The sequence below is a fragment of the Ectothiorhodospira marina genome (assembly GCF_900109495.1).
GTDB lineage: Bacteria > Pseudomonadota > Gammaproteobacteria > Ectothiorhodospirales > Ectothiorhodospiraceae > Ectothiorhodospira > Ectothiorhodospira marina.
The window spans coordinates 49,423-63,596 of sequence record NZ_FOAA01000011.1; the positions used below are offsets into that span (position 1 = coordinate 49,423).

General features: G+C 63.1%; 11 protein-coding genes and 1 pseudogene. 5 read left to right on the top strand and 7 right to left on the bottom strand.

The features are described from left to right. Positions 1 to 159 precede the first annotated feature (159 nt). From BMY52_RS10180 to BMY52_RS10195, 4 genes and pseudogenes are all read left to right on the top strand, one after another. Entirely contained in the window at positions 160 to 1,218 is a 1,059-nt protein-coding gene (locus BMY52_RS10180) for a linear amide C-N hydrolase (protein WP_090254058.1), read from the top strand. Positions 1,219 to 1,314: 96 nt separating this feature from the next. Next, positions 1,315 to 2,571: a D-amino acid dehydrogenase gene (locus tag BMY52_RS10185; RefSeq protein ID WP_090254060.1), complete on the top strand. Its 1,257-nt coding sequence runs from the start codon at positions 1,315 to 1,317 to the stop codon at positions 2,569 to 2,571. Beyond that, a pseudogene (locus tag BMY52_RS15695) lies at positions 2,558 to 3,118 on the top strand (virulence RhuM family protein); the annotation flags it as partial. The gene BMY52_RS10185 and the pseudogene BMY52_RS15695, both read left to right, overlap by 14 nt. Positions 3,119 to 3,372: 254 nt before the next feature. Next, on the top strand, positions 3,373 to 3,621 hold the full coding sequence (locus tag BMY52_RS10195) for a PIN domain-containing protein (RefSeq protein ID WP_090254062.1): 249 nt from the start codon (positions 3,373 to 3,375) through the stop codon (positions 3,619 to 3,621). A 2-nt stretch (positions 3,622 to 3,623) separates the two neighbouring features. On the opposite strand, the gene BMY52_RS10200 is transcribed toward BMY52_RS10195, so the two are convergent. Beyond that, on the bottom strand, positions 3,624 to 3,809 hold the full coding sequence (locus BMY52_RS10200) for an AAA family ATPase (protein WP_143050465.1): 186 nt from the start codon (positions 3,807 to 3,809) through the stop codon (positions 3,624 to 3,626). A gap of 81 nt (positions 3,810 to 3,890) precedes the next feature. On the opposite strand from BMY52_RS10200, the gene BMY52_RS10205 reads away from it, so the two are divergent. Continuing rightward, complete coding sequence (locus BMY52_RS10205; RefSeq protein ID WP_090254064.1) at positions 3,891 to 5,414, top strand: gamma-glutamyltransferase family protein; 1,524 nt, start codon at positions 3,891 to 3,893, stop codon at positions 5,412 to 5,414. Between the two features lie 23 nt (positions 5,415 to 5,437). Here BMY52_RS10205 and BMY52_RS10210 read toward each other — a convergent pair whose 3' ends face one another. From BMY52_RS10210 to BMY52_RS10235, 6 genes are all read right to left on the bottom strand, one after another. After that, a complete protein-coding gene (locus BMY52_RS10210) occupies positions 5,438 to 6,898 on the bottom strand; it encodes an OmpP1/FadL family transporter (RefSeq protein ID WP_090254067.1) in 1,461 nt (486 codons plus the stop codon). Positions 6,899 to 7,100: 202 nt separating this feature from the next. Continuing rightward, the gene (locus BMY52_RS10215; protein ID WP_090254070.1) at positions 7,101 to 8,345 is read right to left on the bottom strand and encodes an EAL and HDOD domain-containing protein; all 1,245 of its coding nucleotides are present in this window, start codon (positions 8,343 to 8,345) and stop codon (positions 7,101 to 7,103) included. A gap of 119 nt (positions 8,346 to 8,464) precedes the next feature. Further along, entirely contained in the window at positions 8,465 to 8,767 is a 303-nt protein-coding gene (gene cowN, locus BMY52_RS10220; RefSeq protein ID WP_090254072.1) for a N(2)-fixation sustaining protein CowN, read from the bottom strand. Between the two features lie 366 nt (positions 8,768 to 9,133). Next, complete coding sequence (locus BMY52_RS10225; RefSeq protein ID WP_090254074.1) at positions 9,134 to 11,896, bottom strand: valine--tRNA ligase; 2,763 nt, start codon at positions 11,894 to 11,896, stop codon at positions 9,134 to 9,136. Positions 11,897 to 11,959: 63 nt separating this feature from the next. Continuing rightward, on the bottom strand, positions 11,960 to 12,379 hold the full coding sequence (locus tag BMY52_RS10230) for a DNA polymerase III subunit chi (protein WP_090254076.1): 420 nt from the start codon (positions 12,377 to 12,379) through the stop codon (positions 11,960 to 11,962). 159 nt (positions 12,380 to 12,538) lie between these two features. Next, positions 12,539 to 14,032: a leucyl aminopeptidase gene (locus BMY52_RS10235; RefSeq protein ID WP_090254078.1), complete on the bottom strand. Its 1,494-nt coding sequence runs from the start codon at positions 14,030 to 14,032 to the stop codon at positions 12,539 to 12,541. Positions 14,033 to 14,174: the final 142 nt, after the last annotated feature.

Below are 14,174 nucleotides of genomic sequence, written 5' to 3' on the forward strand. Positions count from 1 at the left end.
CTGCTGGGTTCGCATAAACCTCAACGACGCTGAGGCTTTCATGGTAAGTCGATCCCTCCTGTTGTAGCCTTTCATCCGACTCGATCGCTTTTGTGCAGCGTCTCGACTGTGTACCGGGTCAGGCCGGCGGTGAATATGACATTCAGAAAGGAGTTGAACATGTCCGTAAGGTTATTCAGCTGTGCCTTCATCCTGGTGGCGGGTCTTCTGGGATCGGCTGCCGCGGAAAGCTGTACGCGGGTGGTCTATCAGGGCCCGGACGATCGGATCCTCACCGGACGCAGCATGGACTGGAAGCTGCCCATGGTCAGCAACCTGTGGGTATTTCCCCGCGGCATGGAGAGAGAGGGACTGGCTGGGGATCGCTCGGTGACCTGGAACAGCCGCTTTGGCAGCCTGATCACATCCGGCTACGATATTTCCACCGCCGACGGCATGAACGAGGCCGGTCTGGTGGCCAATCTCCTGTGGGAGGTCAACGCCACCTATCCTGACGATGATGGTGAAACGCCGCGCATCTCCGTGGCGATTTTCCCGCAGTATCTGCTCGACCGTTACGCCACGGTGGAGGAGGCGGTCGCCGACCTGAAATCGAACCCCATTGACGTCGTGACGGGCCCGCTGCCGATTGACCCGAGTCGCTTCGCCACCGTGCATGTGTCCCTGTCGGACGCGACGGGCGACAGTGCGGTGATCGAGTTCATCGACGGCGAGATGGTCATCCATCACAGCCGCGACTATCAGGTGATGACGAACGAGCCCACCTACGAGAGGCAGCAGGCCATCCTGGAGTACTGGGAAAACGTGAATCCGCGGGAGTTCCTGCCCGGTACGGTACGTGCCTCCGATCGTTTCGTGCGCGCCCAGTTCTATATCAATGCCGTGGTGCAGAGTGACGACCCGCGGGTTGCCGCTGCCTCGGTGTTCAGTGTCATCCGCCAGACCTCCGTGCCCTGGGGTATCAGCATCGCGGATGCCCCCAACCTGTCGACCACCCGCTGGCGCGTGGTCGCCGACCACAAGCAGCGGCGCTATTACGCCGAGTCGGTGATCTCGCCCAGCGTGTTCTGGGTCGACCTTGATGAATTGGATTTCAGTGAAGGCGCGGGCACCCAAAAGCTGGACCTGGGTGTGGACATGGAGCGGGTGCTTTCCGGTGAGGTGTCGGCGTTGTTTGAAGCGGCCGAGCCGTTTGCCTTCCAGGCAGCCAATCCATAGTGAGGATGTTGGATCCAAGGAAAACTTTTCGGTAGTGAGTCATTCTTACCAGGAAAGACCTCAATCCTTCCATCTCGCGACGCGGGGGGCTCACCGATGAAGGTTCTGGTATTGGGCAGTGGCGTGATTGGTGTCAGCAGCGCCTGGTATCTGGCCAGGGCAGGCCATGAGGTGACGGTGGTGGACCGGCTGGAGGGGCCGGCCAATGAGACCAGTCATGCCAATGCGGGCATGCTGTCGTTCGACCACTCCACCCCCTGGGCCGCGCCGGGCGTCCCCCTCAAGGCCATCCGCTGGCTGCTGCAGGACATGGCGCCCCTGTACATCAATCCCAAGGCCCTCGATATGCGGGCGCTGCGCTTTCTGGCCAGGATGCTGGGGCAGTGCACCACCGCCAGGTTCCAGGTGAACAAGGCGCGCATGCTCCGGGTGGCCCGTTACAGCGCCGGGTGCTTCAAGCAGCTGCGGGAGGAGCTGCCGCTGCACTACGATGGCCGTTGCCAGGGGACTCTGGAGCTGTACCGAACGGAAAAGGACCTGGCGGATGCTGGGGCGAATGTGGCCATCCTGAAGCGCTACGATATTCCCCATGCACTGCTGGACGTGGATGCCTGCATCCGCCAGGAGCCGGCGCTTGCCAATGTGCGGGAAAAGATCGCCGGCGGCGTGTTGCTGCCCGGGGATGAGACCGGCGACTGCCACAAGTTCACCTGTGCCCTGGCCGAGGCCTGTGAGACCATGGGCGTGGCCTTCCAGATGAACACCCGGGTGGATGCCATCGCCACCGACAATGGAAAGGTCACCGGTGTGAGGACTTCCAACGGCACCCTGACCGCAGACCGCTATGTGATGGCGCTGGGCTGTGAGTCCACCCGTGTGCTGAGGGGGATCGGGATTCACCTGCCCATCTACCCCTTCAAGGGCTACTCCTTGACCATGCCGGTGCTGGATGAAGACCGGGCCCCCCAGTCCACCGTGATGGACCAGAAGTACAAGGTGGCCATCACCCGCTTCGACCAGCGCATCCGGGTGGGTGGGGTCGCGGAGATCGCCGGCGACAACAAGGACCTGCCGCCACAACGCCGCGCAGCCATCGAATACGTCGTGCGCGATCTGTTTCCTGGCGGGGGCGAGATTGAGGCGGGGGAGTTCTGGACCGGACTGCGCCCCATGACCCCGGACAGCGTGCCCATCCTGGGCCATACCCGCTACAACAACCTGTTCCTGAACATCGGTCACGGCACCCTGGGCTGGACCATGTCCCTGGGCTCGTCAAGATTCGTGGCCGACGTGGTCAGTGGACGGACACCGGGGATCGACCCAGAGGGATTGGGTGCGGATCGTTACGCCTGAGCGAGCCGACGTTATCATTATTTTCGAGGATGCCGACAAGGCCGTCGAGGTGCGGCTGGATACCGACCGCGAGACTGTCTGGCTGACCCAGGAGCAGATGACGGTGATCTTCGATGTGCAGAAGGCGGCGGTATCCAAGCATCTGAAGAACATCTATCAGGATGGCGAACTGGAACGGGAGGCAACTGTTTCCATTTTGGAAACAGTTCGAGCCGAGGGAAAGCGCCAGGTCATCAGGCAGATCGAGCACTACAGCCTCGACGCCATCATCTCCGTGGGCTACCGGGTCAACTCAGGCCGTGCCGTCAAGTTCCGTCAGTGGGCCACCCGCGTCCTGCGCGAACACCTCACCCAGGGCTGGACCCTGAGCCGCCAGCGCTTCGAGGAAAACGCTCGCGAACTGGAGGCGGCCCTGGCGCTGGTACGCAAGGCCGCGCAAAGCCCGGCGCTGGACGCGGGCAGCGGTCGTGGCCTGGTGGATATCGTCAGCCGCTACGCCCAGACCTTTCTGCTGCTGCAGCGCTACGACGAGGGCCTGCTGGAGGAGTATGCCATGCCCTTGGCCATCAATTCCGATTTTGAAGAAGTGCTGGAGCCCTTTGGCAGGGAGTCGGCCAACTTCTTCCTTGCCGCCGCCCTCTACCATGCTTACAAGCTGAGCTTTGCCGCTGCTGCCTCGCTGGCCGATCTCAGCTTTGAAGATTTCGCTGCCCGCCTGCGCGAACACTTCGGTACCGGCTTCCGACTGGATGAACAGGTCGTGGAAGAGGATATTCATACTGTCGAGGCACTCGCAAACCAATGAGGGTAGTCAGCAACAGCAGCCCTCTGATCTTCCTCGGCAAGCTGGATGCACTTTCGGTGTTGGCCGACTGTTTTGAATCGGTGGCCGTACCCGATGCGGTGGTTGAAGAACTTCAGGGCCAGTCCTTACCCGGATTTATCAAACCCTACACCCTCAGCGTGGGCGGGCAGAGCTTTGTCGAAGGCGCGCTGGGGCGACTTGACCTAAACGGAATTTGCCATGAACGAAGCCGAAACCCGCGCTGAACTCACAACAGGCACAGGCGGGGATCGGAGTCCATGGCGTAGTTGGTGAGCAGGCGCAGATCCTCCAGGACATCGTTGCGCAGGTGATGGGCCTCGTCGATGATCAGTACCGGCAGTTGCTTGCTCTCCAGGGTGAGCCGGGAGCTCTCGGCGCGCACTTGGCGGAAGTACCTGTATTGAGCAGCCATGTGCCGGTGACCGAGGAGAGAATTTTCGCGCCTATGTTACTGTTCCCGGATGCCATCAGAATCGGATAGGAGAGTAGGTGGATGCGTGGCGTGATCGCGGCGGGCCACCCGGATACGGTGGAGGCCGGGGCCATGATCCTGGAGGCGGGGGGGAACGCCTTCGATGCCACCGTGGCCGCCGTGTTCGCGGCCTGTGTGGCCGAACCGGTGCTGGCCTCCCTGGGCGGTGGTGGATTTCTGGTGGGGCAGGAGGGTGAGGGTGAGCCCCTGGCGCTGGATTGTTTCGTGCAGACGCCGCGGCAGCGGCGGCCGCTGGAAGAGCTGGATTTTCATCCCATCACGGCGGATTTCGGCACGACCACCCAGGACTTTCACATCGGTCTTGGGTCCATGGCCACGCCCGGGCTGGTGGCCGGTCTCTTCGCGTTGCATGGCCGATATGGTCGCCTGCCCATGACCGAGGTGCTGGCACCCGCAGTCCAGTTGGCCCGGGAAGGGGTGGAACTCAACCCGCTTCAGGAGTACATCTTCTCCATCGTCGCACCCATCTATGTAGCCACCCCAGGGGCCCGCGACCTGTTCACGTCCGATGGGGCGGCCATGCTCCGGTCGGGGGATCGATACCGTAACCCGGACCTGTCAGACCTGCTGGACAACCTGGGTCGAGAGGGGCCGGATCTGTTCTATCGGGGCGATGTGGCCCACCAGATCCATGAGGCCAGCCGTGAGCAGGGCGGGCATCTTCACCGGGATGACATGGCGGCCTACCGACCGGTCTGGCGTGATCCCATCGCCCGGATGTACCGGGGGGTGGATCTGCTCATCAATCCGCCCCCATCATCCGGCGGGCTTCTCCTGGCCTTTGCCCTTCATCTGCTGGAGGCGCAGGATCCGGCCACGGCATTGCCGGGTTCGTTGTCCCATGTGGAGCGCCTGTCGCGGGTCATGGAACTCACCGAGCGCCTGCGAGCGGACTGGTCAGGCCCCCTGGACGAGACCCTGCTGGCGCCGGAATCCCTGCAGGCCTACGCGAGCCAGCTCACCGGCCTGCCGCCGGCCCATCGGGGCACGACCCATGTGAGCGTGCTGGATGCATCAGGCAACGCAGCGGCCATGAGTCTTTCCAATGGCGAAGGGAGTGGCTGGGTCGTCCCCCATACGGGGGTGATGATGAACAACATGCTGGGGGAGCAGGATCTGAATCCAGGGGGGTTCCACCGCTGGCCCACGGATAGCCGCATGACCTCCATGATGGCCCCGACCGTGGCCCGATGGCCCGATGGCCGTCTGCTGGCCCTGGGTTCCGGCGGTTCCAACCGTTTGCGCAATGCGATCCTGCAGGTGCTGGTGCATTGTATTGATCATGATCTGCCGCTGGCGTCGGCCGTGAGTGCGCCGCGCGTGCATTATGAAGCCGGTCTGCTGAACCTGGAGGGCGGCCTGGCGCCTTCTGTCTGCCAGGCCCTGATGGAGGGTGGCCGGTCCTGCCAGGTGTGGCAGGACCTCAATCTATTCTTCGGCGGCGCCCATTGCGTGGAGCGTCATGAAGGGGGATTTCGCGGGGCGGGTGACCCCCGGCGCGGCGGTGTTTGCCGCGTCATCTGAACAAGCCTTCCGAGATGTCCGACTCAGAACCGATACCCATAGTTCACCCGATACACCGTCTGGCTGTGGGAGATCCGCGTGCCTCCAAAGGCTGGGCCGGTCTGGGTGACGGTGGCCTTGGGGGCGTAGGTGAGGGAGGCGTGCAGGGCGCTTTGGGGTGAGAACCGGTAGCTGAAGCCGCCGGTCAGGTGGTGCTGCACGATGGCGGGGAACAGCGGATTGACGGTCTCGTCGGGGATGGGATTGCTGGCGTAGTTGGTGCCGCCGCGCACGGTCCAGCGCTCGTTCACCCGGTAGGCGGCGCCCAGGGCGATCACGGTCTGATCCTTCCAGCGCTGGGTCAGGGAGGTGTCCAGTTGCGCCCCGGCGAAGTCGCCGTTCTCGGGGGTGTTGTCGGCGGTGAAGGTCATGTCCAGGCTCTTCATCACGTCCGACCAGAGTACATGTCGGATATCACCGGCCAGCAGCAGGCGGTCGGTGGCCTGGAAGGCAACGCCCAGGTGATAGCTTTCCGGCCACTGGAAGTCATTGACCTGGATGCGGCCCGAGACGGTCTGGGTCTGGAAGTCCGTACTGCCTTGGGGCAGCACCCCGAGGCTCAGTCTGGCGCTGCTGCTGGACAGGTCGTCCAGCCGGGTGCGGGTGTGGTAGCTGGCGCCCAGGGTGACGCGATCGGTGGCCTTGACCACGATGCCCAGCTTGCCTGCCAGTCCCGTTCCATTAGCCTCACCCCGAAAGCGGTTATCTCGATTGAAATCGAACCGGGCGTAGCTCACATCCTGGATGTTCCCTGCCTGGACTGCTGGCTGAAAGCGTTCCGTGATCATGCTGCCGCTGGCCGAGCCCAGGTTGGGTGTGCCGCCTGGTTGCGCCAACATGCCGAAGGTCTGGCCATCGAAATCCATCTGCAGGTCCAGCGCCGCCCAGACGTAATCCAGCTGCGCCGCCACGGCGACCCGGTCGTTCACCCGGAAGGCCAGGGGGAACATGACGCGGCCCATGCTCAGCTCCGATTTGATGGGCTCGCCCGATAGGGGCACCATGTTCCCCATCATGGATGTTCCACCGGAGAACAGGGATGACCCGGTGCGGTAGTCGGTGCCCATGCCGCCCTGAGCCATCACGGCGGCGCCGAAGCTGAAGCGATCCTGGGTGCGGATGTAGGATACGGATGGCATGTGAAAGGTGCGGGCGCGGCTCTTGTCCTTGCCCGCCTGGGGGTGCTCGGCGGTCACTCGCGGGGCCAGCAGGGCGTAGCCCAAGCCTACGGTGTTCACCTCGCCACGGCGCATGCCCAGGGTGGCCGGGTTGTTCATCACGGCGGAGTTACCTGTCTCGTGGGCCAGGCCAGCCCCGCCCATGCCGCCGGCAATGGCCCCGTAGGCGTCCATGTTCATGGCGTTGGTGGCCTGGGCGGTGGCGGATGCGCCCATGATGCCCATGACGCACAGGGCGAGCGTGGCACGCTTGAAAGGCATGGTCATGTCGGACTCCCTTGGTGGTGTGCCCCAGGGGCCGATCAAAGGCCTTGACGGGGCTTTTTATCGTATTGGTGGAGTCAAACTATCAGACTGAGGAGGTCTGTATCCCAAAAGATATCGATACCCGCATGATCGGGATGGATGACCGACGGCGAAATACCACGCAGCCCTCCCTGCGTGGTGGGCCACTCCAGAACGTGAGGTATCACGAGTGGCTGGGGGAGGTGTCCATCAGTGCCAGGGTTTGGAAGGCGGCGTCGGAGCTGGCGGCGAAGGCTTCGACGGTGTCGTTTGGATCAAGCTCTGCGCATACCGCATGAGGCAATTGGTTGTTTTCGAGGGCGACGGCATCCTTAAGGAGTTGGCCATAAAGGCCGCTCTGTTCGGTGATGGCCTTCTTGATCTCGTCGGCCAGGGGGAGTTCATCCATGAAATCCGGAAAGGGTAGACCAATCATTGCATCCAGGATCGACAGTAAACCCACGGTATAGGCGGTTTCCGGCGTCCCCTGACCGATGAGTCGGCACAGGCGCTCACACAGATTGGCACGAAGCAGGCCCAGGTTGATGATTTCGCTGGGGCGGCTATCCAGTCCGGACATCGCGAACAGGGTTGCCCAGGCCCTGATGCGTTGCAGGCCCATCAAGACCACTGCATGTTGTATTGACTGCACGCGGGTGCGCAGCCCGACGGCGCTGGAGTTCACATAGCGCAGCACCTTGTAGCTGAGTGCCGGGTCGCGAGAGACCAGGCTGACCACTTCGTTGATGGGGACGTTGGGGTCATTCAAACGGGCAATGAGTTGCATGACCATGGAGGCGTTTTCCTCCACTCGGCGGGACTGAATCATGACCGGTCGGGCGAAAAAGTAGCCCTGAAAGTAGTCGAAGCCCATTTCCTTGAGTTGTTCGAACTGCTCCCGGGTTTCCACTTTCTCGGCCAGCAGGCGGGCGCCGCCGGCGCGCAGGCCGGGTAATTCCCTGGCCAATACGGGGAGGGTGTCGGAATTGATCTCTACCTTGATGTAATGCACTTCCGGCAGCAGGGGTTTGAGCGGCGGCTGGAAGGCGTAATCATCCAGCGCCAGTTCGAAGCCCTGTTCGCGCATGTTGGCCACACCGGCCAGCAAGGCATCGTCCACTTCCACATCTTCCAGGATCTCCAGCACCACCCGCTCGCGGTCGAAGGGGACCGGTGGCATGTTCACGAAAAAATGCCGTGTGAGGTTGATGAAGGCCTTGTGTGGGCCTGCCACGCGATCCAGGCCCATCTCCATGAAGGCATTCAGCAGCGTCATGGATGAGGCGTGATCCACGTCAGTGATGCGACAGTCCCCCTGAGCATCCCTGTAGAGGAGTTCGTAAGCGAACACGTTGAGGTCGCGATCGAATATGGCCTGACGCCCCACCTGGATGGTACGGGCCTTTTCATGGGTGCTGAGGGGTGACATCGCTTCCTGAGAACCAGGTCCTTGAAGGCGTGGGCAGGGAAGGAGACCAGTCAGTCTAGCACCGAAACGGTAGCGTTCGTATCTTTTGTGCGGGCCTGAGTTTTGCTGAAAAGTCGGTTTCAGCAGCAGGCTTCCTCCACCCAGGTGAGTAGGGCCTGGGCGTCGTCGTCGCCACACTCCTCGAACAGTTCGCGGATCTGGTTGATGTTGGCGTGAATCAGGAACAGATCGTCGGGCTTGGGGCCGGATTTCGGGTTGCGTTTGCCCAGGAAGTAGTCCCAGAAGGGGGACTTTTGTTCGGGGTCGGCCGTGAACTCCTCGATCAGGCTCATGACCAGGCGGGCGTTGCCGTCGCAGTCCAGGTCCTTGAAGCTGATGTATCGGGCGTTGGCGGCGTCGGGGTGAAGGTTGGGGTGGGTCACGAAGGGGCTCCTTGATTGGGTGTTGTGCTGAATGTATAGCAAGGAGTGGGCCAGGAGGGTTTTGTTTTCAAGTGCTTGTTTTTTTGTAAAATTAGGCGATGCGGTGGAGGGCGAGACTCGGCATTGTAGGGAAAGTGACAAGAGGGGTGCTCGGGCCCTCACCCCAACCCCTCTCCCGCAAGCGGGAGAGGGGCTAAAGGCCCCTTCTCCCGCCAGAGGGGGAGTCAAAACTCCCTTCTCCAGCCAGAGCGGGGAGTCAAAACTCCCTTCTCCAGCCAGAGGGGGGAGTCAAAACTCCCTTCTCCCCTCAGGGGAGAAGGGTTGGGGATGAGGGGGAAGCGGTGGGCACGATGCCTCCGACAAGCCTCACAACCGCCGGATCTTCTCCAACTGCCCTTCCAGTTCCCGCAGGCTGGCGCCCATCTCCGCCACTCGGGTGCGTTCCTTCTCCACCACCTCGGCGGGGGCGCGGTCCACGAAGCTTGGGTTTTCCAGGCGGCCGCGGCATTGGGTAAGGTTCTTCTGCACCTTGGCCACTTCCTTTTCCAATCGGGCGATCTCTGCCTCCTTGTCGATCAGGCCGGCCAGGGGGATGAGCAGGTGCATCTCGCCCACCAGGGCCATGGCCGACTCCGGGGGCTCTTCGCCGTGCAGCCATTGCACGGACTCGGGCTTGCCCAGGAATTCGATGAAGGCGCGGCTGGACTGGAAGCGGGTTTGATCCTCCGGTTGCCAGTTGTGCAGCAGCACGGGCAGGGGTTTGCCGGGGCTGATGTCCATCTCGGCGCGGATGCGGCGCATGCCCAGGATGAAGTTCTTCATCCACTCGATCTCCTTGTCCGCCTGGGCATCCCGTGCGCTCTCGTCCACCTGGGGATAGGGCTGGTGCATGATGGTGGCACCCTCGCGCCCGGCCAGCGGGGCCACCTGACGCCAGATGGCCTCGGTGATGAAGGGCATGATGGGGTGCATCAGTCGCAGCAGGGTCTCCAGTACCTGGACCAGGGTCTGGCGGGTGCCGCGGCGGGCGGCCTCGCTGCTGTCCTCGCCGGTGAGTACCGGCTTGCACAGCTCCAGATACCAGTCGCAGTAGTCGTGCCAGGTGAATTCGTACAGGGCGCGGGCGGCCAGGTCGAAACGGTACTCCGCCAGGTGGCGGTGGACCTCGGTAATGGTGACCTGGAGTCGGGAGGTGATCCAGCGGTCCGCCAGGGAGAACTCCACCTCACCGCCGTTCACGCCGGTGTCCTGCCCCTCGGTGTTCATGAGCACGTAGCGGGCCGCGTTCCACAGCTTGTTGCAGAAGTTGCGGTAGCCCTCGATGCGGCCCAGGTCGAACTTGATGTCACGGCCGCTGGAGGCCAGGGCCGCCAGGGTGAAGCGCAGGGCATCGGTGCCAAAGGCGGGGATGCCATCGGGGAATTGCTTCTTTGTGGCCTTGGCGATGCGCTTTTCCATCTGCGGCTGCATCAGCCCCTGGGTGCGCTTGGCCAGCAGGTCATCCAGGGTGATGCCGTCGATGAGGTCGATGGGGTCGAGCACATTGCCCTTGGACTTGGACATCTTCTGGCCTTCGGCATCCCGGATCAGGCCGGTGACATACACCTCCTTGAAGGGGACATCGTCCATGAACTTGAGGCCCATCATGATCATGCGGGCCACCCAGAAGAAGATGATGTCAAAACCGGTCACCAGCACCGAGGTGGGGTAGAAGGTCTTGAGCTCCGGGGTCTTTTCGGGCCAGCCCAGGGTGGAGAAGGGCCACAGGGCGGAGCTGAACCAGGTGTCCAGCACGTCAGGATCGCGGGTCAGGTTCACCTGGGCATCCAGGTTGTATTTTTCGCGGACTTCGTTTTCACTGCGGGCCACGTAGATAGTGCCGGCGTCGTCGTACCAGGCGGGGATGCGATGGCCCCACCAGATCTGCCGGGAGATGCACCAGTCCTCGATGTTGCGCATCCACTCGAAGTAGGTCTTGTTCCAGTTCTCCGGCACGAACCGGATGCGGCCCTCTTCCACCGCCCGGATGGCCGGCTCGGCCAGGGGGCCCGCCTTCACGTACCACTGGTCCGTGAGGAAGGGTTCGATGACGGCGCCGCTGCGATCGCCCCGGGGCACCATGAGCTTGTGATCGTCGATGCGCTCCATCAGGCCCTGGGCGTCCAGGTCCTGAATCACCCGCTCGCGGGCCTCGAAGCGGTCCAGTCCCCGGTAGGCCTCGGGGGCCTCGTCGTTGATCTTGGCGTCGATGGTGAAGATGTTGATCATGGGCAGGTCGTGCCGGGTGCCCACGGCGTAGTCGTTGAAGTCGTGGGCGGGGGTGATCTTCACGCAGCCGGAGCCGAATTCCGGATCCACGTAGTCATCGGCGATCACCGGGATGCGCCGGCCCGTCAGCGGCAGTTCCACTTCCTTGCCGACGAGGTGCCGGTAGCGCTCGTCGTCCGGGTTCACGGCCACGGCGGTGTCGCCCAGCATGGTCTCCGGGCGGGTGGTGGCCACCACCAGGTGGCCCGAGCCATCGGCCAGGGGGTAGCGCATGTGCCAGAGCTTGCCCTGTTCTTCCTCGGAGAGCACTTCCAGGTCGGACACGGCGGTGTGCAGCACCGGGTCCCAGTTCACCAGGCGCTTGCCGCGGTAGATGAGGCCCTCATCGAACAGTTGCACGAACACCTCGGCCACGGCCTCGGAGAGGCCATCGTCCATGGTGAAGCGTTCCCGGCTCCAGTCGATGGAGGTGCCCAGGCGGCGCATCTGCTGCTGGATCTGATGGCCGGAGTGCTCACGCCATTGCCACACCTTGTCCAGGAAGGCGTCGCGGCCCAGGTCGTGACGGGACTGCCCCTCCCGGGCCAGTTGGCGTTCCACCACCATCTGGGTGGCGATGCCGGCGTGGTCGGTGCCCCCTTGCCACAGGGTGTTGTCGCCGCACATCCGGTGATAGCGGATGAGGGTGTCCATCAGGGTGTCCTGGAAGGCATGCCCCATGTGCAGGGTGCCGGTCACGTTGGGGGGCGGCAGCATGATGCAGTACGGGTCCCCCTCGCCACTGGCGGCGAACCAGCCATGGGTTTCCCATTCCTGGTAGACGGTTTGTTCGATGGCGCGGGGGTCGTAGGTCTTTTCCATGGGGCCTGTATCGGATGTGGGGCGAAAGTGACGGATTATACTAATCTTTTTTTGGGGTGCCGGTCACCTGCCTAAGGGGTGGTGATGCAGGTCGCAGCCTTGTTCCCGGTAGTGCCGGAACCGCGCCCGGCCGCTGTCGCGGATGGCGGGGTCCTCGTTGACCACCTCGGCCACGCGCTCGAAGCGCTCGAACTGCCCGGGCACCTCGGGCGCCAGGTTTACCAGCACCTGGGCAGCCTCCGGGGCATTGGGGCCGATGCTCACGGGCACTCGCGCATCGTCAGGGTTGATGCCGTGGGGGATGAAGGCATCGTCCTTGAAGGTCCACAGCAGGTCGTCCAAGGCCCGGGCCTCGTTTTGCGAGCGGGTGTGGATATGCACCCGATGCCCAAGGCCGAAGGCCTTGTGCACCAGACGGCAGACGGTGGTGAGCCGCTGCTGGGGGTGGGTGCCCTTTAGGAGGTAGAAGTCGACTCTTGTCATGGTGTGGTGAGTTTTTTGGATTGGGTGCCCGCCGCTCCCCTCATCCCCAGCCCTTCTCCCCTCAGGGGAGAAGGGGGCTTCAAGCTTCTCTTTGGTGAGGGAAAGGAGGCTTTAGCCCCTCTCCCGCTTGCGGGAGAGGGGTTGGGGTGAGGGCCGTATTCATTCCTTCACCCGGTTGAACAGGAACTGCATCACCAGCGGTACTGGCCGCCCCGTCGCCCCCTTCTCCTTGCCGCTCTTCCAGGCCACTCCGGCGATATCCAGGTGGGCCCACTTGTATTTCTTGGTGAACCGAGACAGGAAGCAGGCGGCGGTGATGGTGCCTGCCGGGCGGCCACCGATGTTGGCCATGTCGGCGAAATTGCTGTTGAGCTGCTCCTGGTATTCATCCCAGAGCGGCAGTTCCCAGGCCCGGTCCAGGGTCTGGCGGCTGGCGGTGAGCAGGTCGTTGGTCAGGGAGGCGCTGTTGCCCAGTACGGCGGTGGCCTGGTGGCCCAGGGCGATGATGCAGGCGCCGGTGAGAGTGGCCATGTCCACCACCGCCTCGGGGTCGAAACGCTCCACGTAGGTCAGTGCATCGCACAGCACCAGGCGCCCCTCGGCGTCGGTGTTGAGGATCTCCACGGTCTGTCCCGACAGGGTGGTAACGATGTCGCCGGGCTTGGTGGCGCGGCCATCGGGCATGTTCTCGGCGGCGGCGATCACGCCGATCACGTTCATGGGCAGCTTGAGCTCGGCGCAGGCCTTCATGGCGCCCATGACGGCGGCGGCCCCGCCCATGTCGTATTTCATCTCATCCATGGCCTCGCCGGGCTTGATGGAGATGCCGCCGGTATCGAAGGTGATGCCCTTGCCCACCAGGACCACCGGCTTGTCATTCTTCTTGCCCCCGCGGTAGTCCATGACGATCAGGCGGGCTGGTTGTTCGGAGCCCCGGGAGACGGACAGCAGGGCACCCATGCCTTCCTTCTCCATGGCCTCTTCGTCCAGGATGTCCACCTTCAGATCCTTGTGGGCCTTTTTGAGGGCCTTGGCCTGGTCTGCCAGATACACGGGGGTGCACACATTACCCGGGCGGTTACCCAGGTCCCGAGTCAGTTGCATGCCGCTGGCGGTGGCACAGGCCCGTTTCAGGATCTTCCCGGCGGTGTCCAGTTCATCTTCCGCCTCCACGTTGAGCACCATCTGCTTGAGGGCCGTCTTGTTCTTCTTCTTGTTGCTCTTGAGCTCGTCGAAGCGGTAGAGGGAGTCTTCCACCACCAGCACGCTCTGGAAGATCTTCCAGGGCAGGTCACGGCCCTTGACCGGCAGATCGGTGAGATGATTGTGGGCAGTGGCGGCGCCGCTTTGCTTGAGGGTGGCGATCATGTGGGAGGTCAGCTTGCGGAAGGCGGCCTCGCTCAGGTCCCGCTCCTTGCCACAGCCCACCAGCAGTATCCGCTCGGCAAGCTCTCCGGGCACGTGGTGCAGCCACAGAGTCTGGCCCAGTTCTCCATCCATGTCGCCACGCTTGAGCAGGGCGCTGATGGCGCCGTCAGTGGCCTGGTCCAGGGCCTTGGCGGCGTTGGAGAGCTTGCGGCGCTCGAAGACCCCTGCAACGATGCAGGGGCTGTGTTGTGACTGGGGTTGACCGCTTGCGACTGAGAATTCCATGCCATTCCTCGAGAGAGACTGAGAAAGCCCGATGATGCAGCAATCCGGGCCGTGGGTCACTGGGCAGGTCAGCGCGTTGTTGGCCTACCCGGTGCCGGGGCTAGTAGTATAGGGGATCCTCCTCCACCGTTAACGCGCCCCG